The following is a 17551-nucleotide window of genomic DNA, read 5'->3' on the forward strand; positions in this document are numbered from 1 at the left end:
GTCACGTTAAATTTCTAAACTCCGACTCCCTGTAGTAAATAAGGTGACAAATCTCTGACTGTTCCATCTTTAAGGAACACCCTAACTTTTATGTAAAAAGCACCCCAGCCTCTTGCACTCAAAGCAAAATTATTTTGACTTGTGCATACTTGACGTATTGGGTTAGGGAAGGTTGGGTGTAAGGTATATTCAACGCAGTCAATCTGTGATAGCGTTTGTGAATCAGACTCTACATAAGCCGTCCAATTCCATTCCGAAGTTCCTATCTGGGTAGAAGTATTTCTAACCGTTATTGGTGTAACTAAAGGAGCCGTTTGCGACGCTTTATCTAAATTATTAATGATGGGTTGAGTGTTTCTGGCTTGGTCGCTAATATCCGGTGTGGCGGGACTGGGTTGTGCTGTCTCAGGCTCTGGCATGGGAGCAATGGATGGTGTGCTGGGACTGGTTGTTACTATTGGTGATCCGGGGATAGGTTGGACGTTAATCTTATTGATTATCATACCTCCCCCCATTAACACGCCTAAAACCAAAACAGCATTTCCAGATACAAGGTTGATTTTGATAATATACTGAATAGCATCATGTCCAGCATTGAGGATACTCTGACCAGCATTAAAGATAGTCTGACTAAGATTTTGTTGTGACATAGTTTTATTAGTGCTTGGTAGATAAAAAGTTAACCACAGAAAAAACTCTTTAGTTCCCTCAGAGTTTTTTAGCATGAATCTTTACAAAGCCAGATATAGGTTCTACTTGGTAAGTTGTGTTTGTTGGGGCTGAATATCACCCCCAATTTGTATCCCTTGAGGATTGAGCTTAATGCGAAGACCTAATCCCCACGCTCCTCCTAATGCTAAAACTAGAGCACTGCTGATAATAATATTTAATCCGGTTTGGGTACTTTGTGACGCATTCCCCTTGTCAGAATTCACCACACTTCCAAAGAGAGTTTTGAAATTTTTCAAGTTAATCATGATCTTGGATCTCCTTTTGTGCAGTTCCTTAATATAAGCTACTCTTTATTCAACTGCCATTTCGGAAAATTTGTTACTACTTTTCAAATCCAAAAATGATAAGTTGAATTGTAGAAAGTTTCTCGATCTGACGGGGAATTCTGTAGCCAATAAAAAACAACGACCCAAATTGGTCGGGAATTATCAATCCAGGTGCATCTACCCTTTCTTTTCTAAATGACTAGATGCTATCAGGACAAATTAGCAGATGAGATCCAAATTTTGTCATTACTTACGCTCAAATCACGAAAAATCAAGATTTTCGGCAACTCTGCATAACAATCGCTGGTTTTGTGGCGATCGCGCTCCATCGAACTCACGTTAACTGAATTTCTCGAATCGCGCCTTGTTTCTTAGGTTCAATGGGTTGACTAATCGGTTGGATGTTTTGATAATCAAATTGTTGTGAAGGTGTCATCGTTAATCTTAAGAAATTCTGTATATCCTGTAAGATATTATACCTCTTTTCCAGACTCATCTTGCTTCTGAAGCCTTGACTACAGTTTTTTACTTCTCTGGACAGATGACATCAATCAACTCTTTCTCCAAAGATAGATTTATGAGTTAGGCGTGATTATGCGTTGTCTATTCTGTCCTTATCAATTACATCAAGATAAAACCGCAGCGTTTCAACAGATTACTGATATTATTCATCTCCTTGATTCCGCGCAAGATGCCTCGGAAGATGCTACGGCGAAGCATTTAATTAATGAAGCGGTTGATCGGTTATATGATCTGAGAATCCATACTAATAATTCAGGAACCTGTGTGGAACAGTGTTCTCTTTGTCCCTATTAAAATATATTCTTCCTCCTGATGATATCAATCACTGCTTTCGGTGGGCTTCCACGGAATGCAGGAGATTTTTGATTATTTTTGCTAACATAGAGAGATTGAAATTGACTGAGTGATCGCATTTTTAGCGATATTTTCTCAAAAATCAGGAGGTTTAGTGTGTTTTTCAACCGACTTTTATTACTCGCAACTGTTTTATCTTTAGGTGTGGTTGTCCCTGCACCCGTCAACGCGCAATCTGTTCGCGAACCCCAATTACAATTATCTCAACAATCGGTTCCTGAGCAGAAACGTCAACTCATCAAGGAATTAATTGAACTGACAGGCGGTGAACAAATGTTTCGCAATGTCAGCCAAATTACCTCTGCACAAATGCAACAAGAAATTAATGGGATTTTACAATCAATAATTCCTGAATCATCGGGAATTTCAGAAGCAAAGAAAGAAGAAATGATCAAGACAATAAATCAAGATATGAATCGAATTGTTAGCCAATATAATCAGCGATTAATGGAACAACTTGATTTTAATAAAATTATGGAAACGGTTTATTATCCCCTTTATGATAAATATTTTACCGAAGAAGATTTGCAAGCCATGATTGATTTCTATAATACCCCAACGGGTAAAAAAACGATTACTGTCATGCCAGAACTATTGGTAGAATCGATGCAACGAGTCTCGCAAATTATTCAACCTCAAGCCATTCAAATTTTTAAAGAAATATTTGAACAGGAAATTGAGCGTTTTAATTCTAAATAGGCTGAATATTGATTAAAGGGACTGTTATGGTTGGTATGGGGTTCATCTAAAGATGAACGGGTCATCGGATACAGATGGAAACCCCGGTTTCTCTTAGAGAAACAAGATACATTTTCAACCCAGTATACTTAAGGTGGGATAGCCAGCCAGAAACAAAGACCTATGAATTCCTTATTTTTGAGATTTGCAACATTTGGACTGTTCTCTGTTGGAGCCTTGATTTATGTCCCGGTTGCCAACGCCAGTTTATCAAAAACAATTTCGATTTTACCTCAATCCTCAGTTCCCTCTGCCGATTTTATCTCCAATTCAGGTGATTCCCGCCTTATTTTGGCTCAAGATGCAACGGAAGAAGAAACCAATATTCATGTGTATGAAAAGGCTAGTCCGGCTGTCGTTTCCATCGATACGGAAAAAACCAATGGCAGTGGAACGATTATTAGTCCCGATGGTTTAGTGTTAACGAATGCCCATGTTGTCTCTAGTGGCGGAACTGTCACCGTTACCTTAGCCGATGGCCGTAAGTTAGAAGCGGATGTCATAGCTTTTGGAGAAGATGGACTTGATTTAGCGGTTGTGAAAATTCGCAATGGGAGCAATTTACCGACTATTCCAATTGCGAGTCCCAATTCAGTGAAAGTCGGTCAACGGGCCTTTGCTATTGGTAACCCCTTTGGTCAATTCCAAAACACCTTAACGGTGGGAATTGTTAGCCGCCTGGATAAAGAGCGGAATTTAATTCAAACCGATGCCGCCATTAACCCCGGTAATTCGGGTGGCCCCTTACTCAACAGTGCTGGGGAATTAATTGGGGTGAATACAGCGATTTTTACACGGGGTCAAGGGGGGGGTAATATTGGCATTGGTTTTGCGATTTCCGTTGATAAAGTCCCCCCATTTTTGCAAGCTGTTCGAGAGGGACGGGCACCTCGCACCGCTCCACCAGAAACTCCGGCTTTTGAAACTCAAAATGCTAAACAAATTGAATTAAACGGCCCGGAAGTTACAGATACCTTGAAACAAGGAGATAAAGTTTTACCCGTTGATAATAGTTTTTATCATGTTTATGCTTTTACCGGAAAAGCGGGTCAACAAGTCACTATTGAAATGAATAGTAAGGAGGTTGATTCCTATTTAATTTTGTTAAGTGAAGATGGAAGTGAATTAGCTCAAGATGATGATAGTGGGGGAGAGAAAAATGCCAAAATTAGTATCACTTTACCGACGGATGGGACTTATATTTTATTAGTCAATTCCTACGAAGCGGGAGAATCGGGTTCTTATCGTTTAAAGTTGAAAGCAACTGCATTTTCACCCAATGATCCTACAAAAGGTCTGATTTTAAATCAAGAAGGAGAATTAGAAAATAAAGACTCGGTATTATCATCCGATGGCAGTTTGTATGACGAATATACCTTTGATGGACAGCAAGGTCAGTCTATTTTGATTCGTTTGGAAAGTCGGGATTTTGATCCCTATTTAGCATTATTTGACCCCCAGGGAAACTTAATTGCTGAAAATGATGATGCGAGTCGGTCAGAGAAAAACTCATCCATTCGAGTTACATTACCTGCAACGGGTCGGTATCGTGTAGTTGTCAATGCTTATGATAAAACGGGTCGAGGTCAATATTTATTAACGGTTCGTTAACTCCTGCATGATTCTATCTCAAGTCATCACCCAAATAGGGGGGATTGACATAGACTAATGCTGAGGTGAAATCTGGTTCTGTTCCCCGCTACGCTGAGGTTTTTTATGCAAAAAATGTTAATTTGGACAACAACAATGGGTGTATTGGTTTTCCTTCAAACACCATTGTTGAATGTTCTGAATATTTCTAAAATTGAACCCTGGAGAGGGTTAATACCTGAAAACGTTTTAGCTCAGGAAACACCGACTCCCCAGCCTTCAGTAAGTCCGAGTCCTGTACCGGAGGTTGAAGAAACACCTGCACCCAACCCAACCCCAACTCCTCAACCGTCTCCTACTGAAACACCTCCGACACCGACTCCTAATCCAATATTGTTAGATAAGCAAGGGGAATTGCAGGAAGGAGATAAGGTTTTACCTTCGGATAAAAGTTTGTATGATGAATACACCTTTGAAGGACAACAAGGTCAACAAGTTACGATTTCTTTAGAAAGTTCTGAGTTTGATACTTATCTAGCGGTTTATACCCCAGACAATCAATTACTGCAAGAACATGATGATATTAATCAAAATAATTCCAATTCTCAAATTACAGTTACGTTACCGAAAACAGGAACCTATCGGGTGATTGTTAATGCCTATGATAGCAAAGGAAAAGGAAAGTATTTGCTTAAAGTTCAGTAAAATTTAGAGACGTGCAAAGGCGCGTCTCTTCTTCTTATAAGGCAATACTTTCTAACAAAACCCAGTGACGGTTATCAATAATTAATTGACTCACTTGTTCAAAGATTCCGCGACAATGATTGGTACTTTGTAATGCTAAAGCTTCATTTTTAATATAAACGGTCATTTTGGTTTCATTAACCGTCGAAGTTGCCGTATCAAACACCACCTCAGCAATAACTAATTCTTGTACGGTGACTTGCCCTAAAGCTTCCCGTGCAATAATTGAGCTTGGGGTTTGATAAGTGATCTCCAGATTACAAGATTCTAGGATATCAATCATCATCGGTCGTAGATCTTCAATCCCGACATTAACAATAAAAAATCCAGTGTAGCGGGCCATAGAGAACTCCAGAGGTGCAACAGGCAATTTTGAGTCTAAAAAATTGAGGGTAAATTTAACCTCAGTGATTAAACCATTTCAACATCATGGTCTGGAATAGACCTTATCATATTTAGAGAAGGTTTGAAATATCGGACGATCATTATTGATTTCAGGGGGAGGCTGTCAGCCGATGCGGGGAAAATTAATTGTTTTTGAAGGGGTTGAAGGGGGCGGAAAAACAACTCAAATGCAGAGGATTCAGCTTTGGTTGCAAACCGTGACGGATGCACCTGTGGTCATGACCCGCGAACCGGGGGGAACTGTCTTAGGCCAAGAGTTGAGACGTTTATTATTAGAATATCAGGGGGAAGAACCGATTCAAGATCGGGCAGAATTGTTGATGTATGCTGCCGATCGCGCTCAACACGTTGAGGGGTTTCTTAAACCGTTATTATATCAGGGAACGATTATTTTATGCGATCGCTACACAGACTCAACTATTGCTTATCAAGGCTATGGTCGAGGTTTAGATTTGAGTTTAATTGAACAATTAAATCAAATTGCCACCCAAGGTTTAGAGAGTGATTTAACGTTATGGTTAGATGTGGATGTGGAACTAGGACTTGCCAGAACTCGCGCTAGAGGCAAAATGGATCGTATGGAACAAGCAACTCTGGAATTTCATCAGCGTGTAAAGCAGGGATTTCAACGATTAGCTGAAACTTATCCAGAGCGCATTATAACCATTGATGGAACTCTAAAGGTTGACGAAGTGACCGAAAAAATTCAATGGATTTTAAGTCAAAAATTAATAGAATGGGGATTCAGGGCTTAATTAATACCAAATGAATACTTTTTTTGCTCGGTTAATTGAACAACAACCTGCTATTGAGTTGTTAACACAAGTAGTAGCCCAAAATCGTATTGCTCCCGCTTATTTATTTGCGGGGGTGGATGGTATTGGTCGAACGTTAGCAGCGAACTGTTTTATTGAATTTTTATTTTGTCAAAATCCTGATCAAAAACTTGATGAAAAACAAATTCGTTCTCGAATTCAACAAAGAAATCACCCGGATATTCTTTGGGTAGAACCCACTTATTTACATCAGGGAAAACGTCTGTCTGCAAAAGAAGCCGCAGAAGCGGGAGTGAAACGGAAAGCACCACCTCAAATTCGCATTGAACAAATTCGAGAAATTAGTCAATTTTTAAGTCGTCCTCCTTTAGAAGCATCTCGATTAATAGTAGTAGTTGAACACGCAGAATCGATGGCAGAATCCGCCGCCAATGGATTATTAAAAACGTTAGAAGAACCTGGGAAAGCAACGATTGTTTTAATTGCACCGGGAATTGATTCGTTATTACCAACATTAGTATCTCGGTGTGCAAAAATCCCGTTTTATCGGTTAACAGATGAAGGCATGAAGCAGGTTTTAAAACAACAAAACTTAACCGATATTTTGTCCCATCCTGAAATTTTAGCAATGGCGCAAGGAAGTCCCGGACAAGCGATTTCTCATTGGCAACAATTACAAACTATTCCAGAAGAATTTTTAAATAAAGTTAAAAAACCCCCCTCTAATTTAAGAGCAGCTTTAGAGTTGGCTAAAGAAATTAGTCAAACCTTGGATAGTGAAGGACAATTGTGGTTAGTGGATTATTTACAACATTGTGATTGGCAAAACCAACAAAAAAAGGGAATTATTGATGATCAATTTTTAAAACAGTTAGAAAAAGCTCGAAAATATTTATTAAATTATGTTCAACCGCGATTAGTTTGGGAATGTACGTTAATGAGTCAATTTTTATAACATTTTTTTATGACTGAAATTCTGGCTGACAAACAATTTCGTTTTCTTCTCAAACCTAGTGGTAATCTTAAATTAGCAAGGGGATTAAGATTAACTATTGCATTATCGGTTTCCCTCGCCGTTGGACAATTAACAGGTCATCCTGATGTCGGTTTTGCGGTCGGAATTGATAGCTTATTTTTTCTTCTGAGTGATGCGGGGGGATTTTATTCAACCCGGGCAATTTCTCTACTATTTACGATTATAATTTCTACGGGATTAGTTACGTTAGCAACCTTAGTTTCAAATATCCTATTTTTAAAATTAATATTAACATTTTTTAGCTTATTTTTTGCCGGGTATATTGCTTTATTTGGACATCCTGGAGTTTTGTCGGGAATTGTGATTGGGTTATTTACTTTAGTAACCTTATATTTACCTGCTGGAGGTTGGGAAACTGCCAGTGAAAGAGCGATAATTTGTCTGATGGCGGGAGGATGGACAATGATATTATGTTTAGGAATTTGGCCGTTAAATCCCTATCTCCCCTTAAAAAAATCTATTAGTCAATGTTATCAAGCTATTGCAGATTATATTAATCCGGGTAAAAATTGTTCTCCGACAGAAGAATTAAAACGGGTGAGTCAACTTCGAGAAACTTTACAAAATGCGCGTCAATCCTGGGCATTAAACCGTAAATTAAGGTTAGGAAATACGCCATTAGGGGAAGCGGTTATTATTTTAGTTCAGGATGCTGATCATTTAATTACATCCATTGTCACCTTAACTGAATTAGTCCAACTTCATCAACATGATCCCCAATTTATCACCGTTGGTCTTTTAGTTGATGATGCTTTGGAGAAAATAGCTTTATTTTGTCAAAATTTAATTAAACTTTTATGGAATCAATCGGTTTCTGTTGATAGTTCTAATTTAAAACGTATTGTAATGGCGATCGCACAACAAAAACAACTACAACAACAAACGATTGGCAATCAGGTTGAAGATTATCCGGCTTTAGTAGTTATAGAACGAATTGTTTCAACCTTAGAAACGATTATTCGTCAATTAGATTGTACAGCTAAGACCCTCACTCAAATTAGAAAAAATCAATCGATTAATCACCCCCAAAAAGCCAAAATATTATCCGCAGAAACGGAAACTTTATCCCCATTTAAAATTATTTCTGGGTTAGAACCCTTGCGAGATAACTTTACCTTAGATTCTAGCTTTTTTCGTCATGGGTTACGGTTAGGAATTATGACAACCATTGGGGTTGCTATTTATAGTCTAGCTGAACTTCCCCAGGGAAATTGGTTAACAATCACAATTTTAGTCGTCCTACAACCTAATTTTGGTGGAACGTTTCAACGATTTTTCCATCGAATGTTTGGAACAATTTTAGGCTCAATCATTACGCCTATTCTTTGGATAAGTATTCCCAATCCATTAATTTTAGAAAGTATTAATTTGGGTTCTATTATTTTGGGATTTTCTTTAGTTCCCTTTCATTATGGTTTAGCTGTATTTTTTATTTCTATTTTTGCCATTGGATTAGAAATGAGTAAAGATGGGGGAAATTGGCAAGTAGCAATGGTTCGTTTTCTCTGGACTTGTGTAGGTGCTGCGTTAGCATTTGTCGGTGCATTTGTGTTGTTTAGATCCCAGGAAAAAGAACAGCTATCCGCTAAATTAATTAAGGCAATTACAGCCTCCAATGATTATTTTAATACGGTTTTATCAGTTTATTTAGGAACCGCACCCGATGATTTAAACCGAATAACCAAACAACGACAAAAAACCCGTTTAGCTTATTTTAATGCTCAAGCGGCATTACAGCAGTTAAGTAGTGATCCCAATACCTCCACTGCGGAAATCGAACCGAAAATGACCTTATTAATTTATTTGCATCGGTTTAGCCGCTCTGTCAGTGTTTTATTAGCACAATTAGAACATTTTACAGGGACTGAACCCCATCCTGAATTAGCCACTTTTGTTGAACAAGTGAATCAATTTTTTGATCAATTAGTTAATGCCATTTTAACCGGAACTTTACCGCCAGCCTTACCCAATTTTGAACCTTCTATCCAAGCGATACAAAACCATTTACACGCCTTACAAGCAACTCGCCTACAAGAGTTTGCACGAGAGCAAAACTATACCCCTACCCGTCAAATTTTAAAAGATTATACAATTTTAGGGATTGAACTCAATCAAATGCTTGATTCTCTTAATTCGATTCATTCAACGATGATTCGTTATTGAAAAACCCCTCAAAAAGCAGTGAGGGGTTGATCATTTTAAAGCATTAAGTTGTTAACATTTTGATTTGAAATTAGTGCAGCCATTCAGGTATTGCTTCTTCTTTCGTGTTAGTGCGACGTTCAGGGGTTTCACGCACAAACTTGAGGTGAACAGAACGGGTTTGCTCTCCATCCGCAGCAACGGCGAAAATGGGGAAATCGAGTAAACCGTCTTGGAAGGACATTTGTAACCGGAATGTACCATCGGGGTTAAGTTTGATGGGGCGTCCGCCAATGGTTAAGTTTGCATCGGGTTCGGTCGCACCATAAATAATCAGTTCAGCATCAGCGACTAACCAGAACTCGCGAGGACGTATCGGTGGCATTGAAGAACCCATCCCAATACCGGACATTCCCATACCGGACATGGTATAGCCTAATCCCGCACCGGACATACTCATTCCAGCACCAGACATGGTTTGTCCTACACCGGATTGAGTGTAACCTACACCAGATTGAGTGTAACCTACACCGGATTGAGTGTAACCTACACCGGATTGAGTGTAACCTACACCGGATTGAGTGTAACCTACACCGGATTGAGTATAGCCCACACCAGACTGGGTATAACCCACACCAGATTGAGTGTAACCGACACCGGATTGAGTATAGCCCACACCAGACTGGGTATAACCCACACCAGATTGAGTATAGCCCACACCAGATTGAGTATAGCCCACACCAGATTGAGTGTAACCGACACCGGATTGAGTATAACCCACACCGGATTGAGTATAGCCCACACCGGATTGAGTATAGCCCACACCGGACTGGGTATAACCTAAACCGACCCCGGACATTCCGATACCAGACATAGTTTGACCGATACCGACACCGGACATAATTTGTCCAATACCTGATTGGGTATAACCTACGCCGGACTGGGTATAACCTAAACCGACCCCGGACATTCCGATACCAGACAGGGTTTGACCGATACCGACACCGGACATAATTTGTCCAATACCTGATTGGGTATAACCTACGCCGGACTGGGTATAACCCAAACCTGCGCCCGACATTCCGATACCAGACAGGGTTTGACCGATACCTAAACCTGCGCCGGACATCCCGACACCGGAAGTGGTATAACCTACGCCGGACTGGGTATAACCCAAACCTGCGCCCGACATTCCGATACCAGACAGGGTTTGACCGATACCTAAACCTGCGCCGGACATCCCGACACCGGAAGTGGTGTAACCTACGCCGGACTGGGTATAACCCAAACCTGCGCCCGACATTCCGATACCAGACATAGTTTGACCGATACCTAAACCTGCGCCGGACATCCCGACACCGGAAGTGGTGTAACCTACGCCGGACTGGGTATAACCCAAACCTGCGCCCGACATTCCGATACCAGACAGGGTTTGACCGATACCTAAACCTGCGCCGGACATCCCGACACCGGAAGTGGTGTAACCTACGCCGGACTGGGTATAACCCAAACCTGCGCCCGACATCCCGATACCAGACAGGGTTTGACCAATACCTAAACCTGCGCCGGACATCCCGACACCGGAAGTGGTGTAACCTACGCCGGACTGGGTATAACCCAAACCTGCGCCCGACATTCCGATACCAGACATAGTTTGACCGATACCTAAACCTGCGCCGGACATCCCGACACCGGAAGTGGTGTAACCTACGCCGGACTGGGTATAACCCAAACCTGCGCCCGACATTCCGATACCAGACAGGGTTTGACCGATACCTAAACCTGCGCCGGACATCCCGACACCGGAAGTGGTGTAACCTACGCCGGACTGGGTATAACCCAAACCTGCGCCCGACATTCCGATACCAGACAGGGTTTGACCGATACCTAAACCTGCGCCGGACATCCCGACACCGGAAGTGGTGTAACCTACGCCGGACTGGGTATAACCCAAACCTGCGCCCGACATTCCGATACCAGACAGGGTTTGACCGATACCTAAACCTGCGCCGGACATCCCGACACCGGAAGTGGTGTAACCTACGCCGGACTGGGTATAACCCAAACCTGCGCCCGACATTCCGATACCAGACAGGGTTTGACCGATACCTAAACCTGCGCCGGACATCCCGACACCGGAAGTGGTGTAACCTACGCCGGACTGGGTATAACCCAAACCTGCGCCCGACATCCCGATACCGGACATAATTTGCCCAATACCCGCACCGGACATCATTTGTCCAACACCGGACATTCCGACACCGGACAGGGTTTCACCCACTCCAGAAGCCCACATTCCCACACCCGAAGGGAAGATGAAGGAACTCACAGTCTCTTGGGGTTTGACGACTTGGTGCATGGAACCAAACAGAGAACCGGCAATGCGTTTGGCTTCTGCTTCCCTGGATAACCCAAATAAATCGTCGTGAACCCCAGCCAGAACATAGGTTTTGCTGGGGACAGGGAATTCATAAAAGGTTTTCCCTTGTAATTCTTCGTCCCAAGAAACGGTAATAAATTGATCGTCAATCCATTCTGCGGGATAAACCGGAGGAATACGAGTTGCAGCAGAACGCGCTAATCCTAACCAACGGCCATCAACACAGCGATAACCAATTTCAACTACATAGTCGCGGTCACTGACAGGAACTGGTAAATACCATTCCCGTGCTAATTCATCACAGGGATATTCTTGAATACTGTGGGGACTTTGAGACTCTAACTCAATATCGGTAACATCATAGATCCGTAGAGCGAGTTGTTGTCCACCTTGACGCCGAAACATTTCTTTGTGTTCGTTAGAGACATCCCAGTAGGCATAGGCCCATTCAGGATCTCTGGGCATCATGACGATTTGGCTTTCACCATATCCAATCGGTAAATCCACTAACCCCTCATCTACTGAGGATAAGGAATCATCGATCTGATAGTTTTGACTGACGACGGAAAACTTTGCGACTTCCACTTCTTCTTGTGCCTCCAATGCGCGTGATGGATTAGGGGTTCCAAACTTTTGACTTTCGATTTCTTGAATAGCTTCTAAAAGCTGAGATTTACGCATTCGGCTATAGCGAGAAATGCCATATTCACTTGCGACCTTGCGGAGTTGCCGGAGGGTCATATCTTCTAAAGGTGGACGTTCCTTTGGCATAAAAGGGTGATCTCCATTGGTTTAAACAGCAGATGGATAACTCTGTAGAAATTCTTCGGGATCATGGGGATCGCTTGATTACTGACCATGTTGCAGAAAATATTGAATTTGGTCAAGGGGTAACTAGAGGTATTGATGAGTAAATATACACAGTTTTAATGGTTTTGGGGATCATTATGTCATGAAACCCTGACATTTTGAGGAAAAAAAATCCTCTTTGGGATCAAAGAGGGAAACCGGGATCGGAAATAAATTAGCGGATTACTTGCCAATCTTCAATTCGCCATTCGCCATCCTTGCGAATAAAGCGATATTGAATTTGCAAAGAAGCATTTTCAGTATTTTGGAGTTGACCTTGGCTGTAAAATTGAGCCTGCTCATCAACATCCGCATAAGCAACAGCTTGATTCGGATTGGCTTGATCCATCTGCACTTCAGTAACTTTCACACTATGTTTGTACGTGCGATGGGAACCGTCTTGTTTCATTGTTTCTGTCATCCCCACCCAACGAGCTAGGGCTGGATCAACTAAAATTTGTCGCAATCCTTCGACTTGATGTTCAGGCCCCATAGCCGCCGATTTCACCGACAACCATTGGTTAAGTTTGGCTTCAGCCACTTCCGGGGTAATTTTTTCGGGTTCTGCGGTTACGGGTTTGGGTTCGGGAATGGGTAAGGGAGGTTGGTTTAACTGCACCATTGCTTGTTCCCCTTTCAATTTCGGCCCAGACCAGCCCAAAACATCTGCTAAGGCTCCAAAAACGAGGGAGAGTAAAAACCACAGTAACCAAAGCCCCAGCAATCCCCCTACACCCAGAATTAACAACCGACGCCATTTACTCGCATCATTTTTCCGTTGAATACGACGGAGGCTACTGCTATTCGCTGGGGGAGGTGCAGTGGTTGGTGTTGGGGTGGGCGGGGTAGTCCCCGATGATGTAGGTTCAGGAACCGTAGAAGGCGGAGTTTCCTTGGATGTGGAAGAACTGCGACGGGAAGATTCAGGTTTACGACTTCCCTGTAACGACGTTGAGGCAGAACTTGTTTCAACGGAAGTCCGAATACTCGGAGGGGGAGGGGCGGACAAGAGGGGGGCAATGGATTCGTTAACCTGAACTCCTGACATTTCCGAATTCACAGGAGATCCCGTTGTCAGGGGAGACTCTAGGGACGTGTTGGTCAGTTGAATATTTGTGGGGGTTGGGCTGGATTTTGACGTTGTGGACTTGGAGGCGGAAGTTGAGGGTGTACCAGGACGACGAGGCTGAACCACAACCCACTCATTGGAAGGGCTGCCCGTTTCATTTGGTAGGGCTTCGAGATAAGCTTGGACATGAGGATCAGCAAAATAATCTTTTAAAGAAACCGACTTATCCAGCAAATCCCGAAAATGCGGAAAGACCTCATCTTGTAACCAACTTTCCGCGTAGAGACATAATCCCGGTAACAAATCAGGGGAATTCTGGGAATTTTCTCGGATAAAGGCAATAGGTTCCCGTTCCTGACTTAATTCCAAAGAACGACTAGCTTCTTCCGTTTGCCCCAACAATAAAGCACAAACGGCTTTTTCTAAATGCACATCTTGCCGCCGTCCTAACTGCATCAGCATTAATTTGGCTTTGCGAATCAAGGCGGGTTGAGCTTCAGCAAAGCCTTGGGCAATTAAGGCATAAACCGCTAAATAGGTGGCAACGGCAGAGGGGCGACGAGCTTCGGCTTCAAACAACCCTTGTTGTTCAGTGGTGGTCATGTAGCGACGGAGTTGCTGCACAAACCGCAGGAAGTCTTCGACCCCTAACCCGGATTGATCCTCCCCTTGACCATCAATGCCACCTCTTTCGTGAAGCATTTCCCGCAGGAGTTGCAATCCTTTGCGACGTTCTGTGGCTTTTTCTAAGGGTAGTTGGAGTAATTCTAAAATCCGGTAGGGACGGAGTTTGTAGAGATCCGTTTGCATTTCACCTCTCAAACTGGCAAACAAGCTTTCTCGTAGTAATAGATTTTGTCCAGCCTCTAAGGAAGAAGCCGCATTTTCATATTGTCCTTGTTGCCATTGCTCCCGACCCAATTCTAAATAGGCTGAGGTAACGGTCAATATAATATCAGGAACAATCAGAGCCGGATCACCAAAACGACCATCTTTGAGGCCAATACTGCCATTACTAAGATAGGGGTGACATAATTTCACCACTAATTCATATTCCCCTAATTCATGGAGCAGTAATAAAGCCCCCACAAATTGTTTATCCTCGATCTCAATACTCGGTGTGTGAGAGTCGATGACGGGTTCTAACGCCGTCCCTTGACTGGCGACACGTTTGCCAAAAGTGGGAGTTTTAACTTCTGATTCGGGTTCGTAGGTTTTGGCTAAAAACCCCATATCATAAGCTTGACGTTGATCGGCATCCGATAGAACTGCATACGCCTCATCAATCAATTGCTTGCGTGCGGTGATCGCCTGATCAGAATACTCCCGTCTAGGAAGTTGCAAAGTGCGATCACGGTGCGCTTGCTTAAGTTGTTCAGGAGTTGCTTGAATCGGTAAGCCTAATATTCGGTAATAATCGAGTGGAATACGCACGGGCCACTTCCCCAACGGTGAGAAACTGATGTAGCTATATTAGCAGGGAATGGGTATAGGGCAAGAACAGGGGGGTGAGGTGGGACAGTTGGGGTAGGAAAAAAGAGCATGGGAAGCAAGGTAGGGCTATTTTGAGTCTAAAATTTAATGATTATGGGGTAGATATATCTTGCCAGAAGGGTTGTTCATTTCCGAGACGAGTGGTATTTGTGGCACTGTAAATATTACCTTGTAATTCTTGATAGTAATCATCCTCTAGGAAATCAACATTAATTCCAGCTACGGCAACCCGGCGTTTAAAATATTCTTGGGTATAGTCTCGCCCATCAATTAAGGGCCCTTTGGGATTAGAAACTAATAATTCACCATTCACATAAACACAATTAATTAAATTCGGCCACCACGCATACCCACTATAACTAAAGATTGCCGGAATTTCAATAATTTGATCAGTTCTCAGATTAAATTCTTTTTTGAGTTGATTAATTAGAGGATCGATTTTTTGCTTTTGTAAATTCTGATTATGTTGCATCAATAATTGATTATTTAAAGCTGCCCTGACGGTGGTTTGAGTGCTTAATTCTCGATTAATTGCGGCTCCTTCATAGCCTTGTTTTTCCAGGTCTTTGAGGAGTTTAATGCCTTCCCCTGGACTGGCAATTAACATTAAAGGTTCACCGGAGGGACTGGGAATAAAATTAATAATTTCATCGACATGACGCACCATTAACCAAGAGGTATCAATCGCAACGGGATCACCTTGAATTTTTTGGGCTTTTAAAAATTCAAGAACTTCGGGATTTAAACTAACATTATCGGCTGTACCATAATAAATTCTGCCTAATGGATATTTCGGTAAAGCGGGAGTGACGGCTAAATTATTATACCAATCTGCCCATTGATTAAATACATCTAATTGGCGGGGTTTACCGACTTCAAACCAGCCAAAATTTTGATTCATTAAAGATTGAGCATAATCATCACTTTCTGTACTCCGGTTTCCTTTTAAAACAACGGGATATTCCTTTAAACCTTCAGTATTCGGAAATTGAACATAACCAATTTCTTGAGTTCCTTTCATCCATAAGGTTGCCCCTGGTGTCACTTTAACATTAGCTCCGGTTTTTTCAACGATTGTTTTTACCTCTTGAACAATGGCTTGATTGTCACCGCGATCGCTAATATGAACTTCAGAAACCGGTGCAGTATTGGGAGACATAATCCAAGGGGCTACACCCATTGAAATGGTATCTGTCGCCATGATAATTCCCTGTTTACGGGCGGTGGCTTTTAAATTAATTAAACCTGACCAATTTTGATTGGCAAATTGTTTCGCTTCTACCCCTAAAATAATATCTGAACTAAATTCTAAAGGGGTTGTACCGGATAAATCAACGGCTTTCCATCCGGTTGAGGTTTTTTGGAATAAATTAATATAAGGTCTTGCTGCTTCATCAACACTCATCAATAATTCTGAACCGTTATAATCTTGAGAGACTTTAAAATGAACTATAGCTAAATCCTTTTCATCTTCAGCCCCATTCACCCCTTTTTCTCGCCAGTCGGGTAAGCCATCACGATCATCATCATCATTATTAAATAAGACTAACGGCCCAACGGATAAAGACCATTGTTCTGGGCGTTGTTCATCGACTTCATTAACAACACCATCTCGGTTTGTATCTCCATACAGTTTAAACCCTGGAAATTGAGGATTAGCGGTGGAAATAGGGGAAATGGTTTGCGGTTTTTCAGGTTGTTCTTTTTGAGATTGTTGTGCTAACGCTCGTTGATAAGTTGCGATCGCTAAATACCCTTGATATTCTACAATTTTATCAATGGCTTTAGCACTTAAAAAAGATTCTCTAGGAATTTTTCTTAAAGTATCAATGGCTTGAACCCATAATTGTTGTGCTGTTTCCCAATCTTTAACAGTATGGGTTTCGGGTTGTTTACCAAAGGTTGCCGCTTCCGTAGCGATTTTAATCGCTTGATTCCAAGTTTCTAGGGTTGTTTCTTCAAATTTAATTTGAGTTTCAACTTGACGGTTTGCTTTAACTAAGGTTTCATATTGTTTGAGTTGCAGTTGATATTCCCAAGCTTCTAAATTACTATTAATATCGGGAGGATTTGAGACTTTCTTTAATTCGGCTTGAATGCGATCGCGCAGTTGATATAATTCAGCTAAGGATTTCGGTGTAATTTCGATGGTTTCAAAATTAGGATTTTTGCGAGTATCGGTTTCAAATCCTTGCAATTGCAGTCCTGAATCGTTAATGTGATACTCTAAATCCAAATCCGTTGGTGCGGACTGAGCGAAAGTTGGAGGGGCGGGAACCAAAATAATTCCAACAACTACACCGAAAGCATTAATTAAAGCAACAGCAATGTAGCGCATCCAGTTCATGATTCATCCTCAGCTATCCTGATTGATTGTACCTGAAATTTGCCTCACTGTTGATAGGGGTGAGAGAAAAAATTAACAACTTCTCTGAGGATGCAACACTAAAGTTA

General features: G+C 41.9%; 13 protein-coding genes. 7 read left to right on the forward strand and 6 right to left on the reverse strand.

Annotated elements, in window-relative coordinates; genetic code table 11:
• Window positions 1-14 precede the first annotated feature (14 nt).
• Both NMK36_RS00745 and NMK36_RS00750 read right to left on the reverse strand, forming a co-directional pair.
• Window positions 15-650: a pYEATS domain-containing protein gene (locus tag NMK36_RS00745; RefSeq protein ID WP_254172774.1), complete on the reverse strand. Its 636-nt coding sequence runs from the start codon at window positions 648-650 to the stop codon at window positions 15-17.
• A gap of 102 nt (window positions 651-752) precedes the next feature.
• The gene (locus tag NMK36_RS00750) at window positions 753-977 is read right to left on the reverse strand and encodes a hypothetical protein (RefSeq protein WP_254172775.1); all 225 of its coding nucleotides are present in this window, start codon (window positions 975-977) and stop codon (window positions 753-755) included.
• 615 nt (window positions 978-1592) lie between these two features.
• On the opposite strand from NMK36_RS00750, the gene NMK36_RS00755 reads away from it, so the two are divergent.
• From NMK36_RS00755 to NMK36_RS00770, 4 genes are all read left to right on the forward strand, one after another.
• Window positions 1593-1814, forward strand: coding sequence for a hypothetical protein (locus NMK36_RS00755; RefSeq protein ID WP_254172776.1), 222 nt, complete (start codon window positions 1593-1595; stop codon window positions 1812-1814).
• 156 nt (window positions 1815-1970) lie between these two features.
• Complete coding sequence (locus NMK36_RS00760) at window positions 1971-2573, forward strand: DUF2059 domain-containing protein (protein ID WP_254172777.1); 603 nt, start codon at window positions 1971-1973, stop codon at window positions 2571-2573.
• Window positions 2574-2735: 162 nt separating this feature from the next.
• Window positions 2736-4223: a DVUA0089 family protein gene (locus tag NMK36_RS00765; RefSeq protein ID WP_072718939.1), complete on the forward strand. Its 1488-nt coding sequence runs from the start codon at window positions 2736-2738 to the stop codon at window positions 4221-4223.
• A gap of 105 nt (window positions 4224-4328) precedes the next feature.
• Window positions 4329-4907 carry a PPC domain-containing protein gene (locus NMK36_RS00770; protein ID WP_083579977.1) on the forward strand — a complete coding sequence of 193 codons (579 nt, stop codon included), beginning with the start codon at window positions 4329-4331 and terminating at the stop codon, window positions 4905-4907.
• A gap of 34 nt (window positions 4908-4941) precedes the next feature.
• Here the strand turns inward: NMK36_RS00770 and NMK36_RS00775 are convergent, their stop codons facing one another.
• On the reverse strand, window positions 4942-5289 hold the full coding sequence (locus NMK36_RS00775) for a hypothetical protein (RefSeq protein ID WP_072718940.1): 348 nt from the start codon (window positions 5287-5289) through the stop codon (window positions 4942-4944).
• Between the two features lie 172 nt (window positions 5290-5461).
• On the opposite strand from NMK36_RS00775, the gene tmk reads away from it, so the two are divergent.
• Genes tmk through NMK36_RS00790 form a run of 3 tightly spaced genes read left to right on the forward strand, consistent with a single transcriptional unit; the run spans window position 5462 to window position 9326 of the window.
• On the forward strand, window positions 5462-6106 hold the full coding sequence (gene tmk, locus NMK36_RS00780; RefSeq protein WP_072718941.1) for a dTMP kinase: 645 nt from the start codon (window positions 5462-5464) through the stop codon (window positions 6104-6106).
• A 10-nt stretch (window positions 6107-6116) separates the two neighbouring features.
• The gene (locus NMK36_RS00785) at window positions 6117-7082 is read left to right on the forward strand and encodes a DNA polymerase III subunit delta' (protein ID WP_072718942.1); all 966 of its coding nucleotides are present in this window, start codon (window positions 6117-6119) and stop codon (window positions 7080-7082) included.
• A 9-nt stretch (window positions 7083-7091) separates the two neighbouring features.
• A complete protein-coding gene (locus NMK36_RS00790; protein ID WP_072718943.1) occupies window positions 7092-9326 on the forward strand; it encodes an FUSC family protein in 2235 nt (744 codons plus the stop codon).
• A 70-nt stretch (window positions 9327-9396) separates the two neighbouring features.
• On the opposite strand, the gene NMK36_RS28900 is transcribed toward NMK36_RS00790, so the two are convergent.
• The 3 genes from NMK36_RS28900 to NMK36_RS00810 form a co-directional block, all read right to left on the reverse strand.
• Window positions 9397-12456 (reverse strand): DUF4912 domain-containing protein, encoded by a 3060-nt coding sequence (locus NMK36_RS28900; RefSeq protein ID WP_367997160.1) that lies wholly within the window; start codon window positions 12454-12456, stop codon window positions 9397-9399.
• A gap of 253 nt (window positions 12457-12709) precedes the next feature.
• Complete coding sequence (locus NMK36_RS00805) at window positions 12710-15037, reverse strand: IMS domain-containing protein (protein ID WP_072718945.1); 2328 nt, start codon at window positions 15035-15037, stop codon at window positions 12710-12712.
• 151 nt (window positions 15038-15188) lie between these two features.
• The gene (locus NMK36_RS00810) at window positions 15189-17444 is read right to left on the reverse strand and encodes a protein-arginine deiminase domain-containing protein (protein WP_254172778.1); all 2256 of its coding nucleotides are present in this window, start codon (window positions 17442-17444) and stop codon (window positions 15189-15191) included.
• Window positions 17445-17551 lie beyond the last annotated feature (107 nt).

The sequence above is a fragment of the Planktothrix pseudagardhii genome (assembly GCF_904830925.1).
Taxonomy (GTDB): Bacteria; Cyanobacteriota; Cyanobacteriia; order Cyanobacteriales; family Microcoleaceae; genus Planktothrix; species Planktothrix tepida.

Coding starts and splice junctions, on each gene's coding strand:
- NMK36_RS00745 (WP_254172774.1), bottom strand. CDS start 650: ATGTCACAACAAAATCTTAGTCAGACTATCTTTAATGCTGGTCAGAGT.
- NMK36_RS00750 (WP_254172775.1), bottom strand. CDS start 977: ATGATTAACTTGAAAAATTTCAAAACTCTCTTTGGAAGTGTGGTGAAT.
- NMK36_RS00755 (WP_254172776.1), top strand. CDS start 1,593: ATGCGTTGTCTATTCTGTCCTTATCAATTACATCAAGATAAAACCGCA.
- NMK36_RS00765 (WP_072718939.1), top strand. CDS start 2,736: ATGAATTCCTTATTTTTGAGATTTGCAACATTTGGACTGTTCTCTGTT.
- NMK36_RS00770 (WP_083579977.1), top strand. CDS start 4,329: ATGCAAAAAATGTTAATTTGGACAACAACAATGGGTGTATTGGTTTTC.
- NMK36_RS00775 (WP_072718940.1), bottom strand. CDS start 5,289: ATGGCCCGCTACACTGGATTTTTTATTGTTAATGTCGGGATTGAAGAT.
- tmk (WP_072718941.1), top strand. CDS start 5,462: ATGCGGGGAAAATTAATTGTTTTTGAAGGGGTTGAAGGGGGCGGAAAA.
- NMK36_RS00785 (WP_072718942.1), top strand. CDS start 6,117: ATGAATACTTTTTTTGCTCGGTTAATTGAACAACAACCTGCTATTGAG.
- NMK36_RS00790 (WP_072718943.1), top strand. CDS start 7,092: ATGACTGAAATTCTGGCTGACAAACAATTTCGTTTTCTTCTCAAACCT.
- NMK36_RS28900 (WP_367997160.1), bottom strand. CDS start 12,456: ATGCCAAAGGAACGTCCACCTTTAGAAGATATGACCCTCCGGCAACTC.
- NMK36_RS00810 (WP_254172778.1), bottom strand. CDS start 17,444: ATGAACTGGATGCGCTACATTGCTGTTGCTTTAATTAATGCTTTCGGT.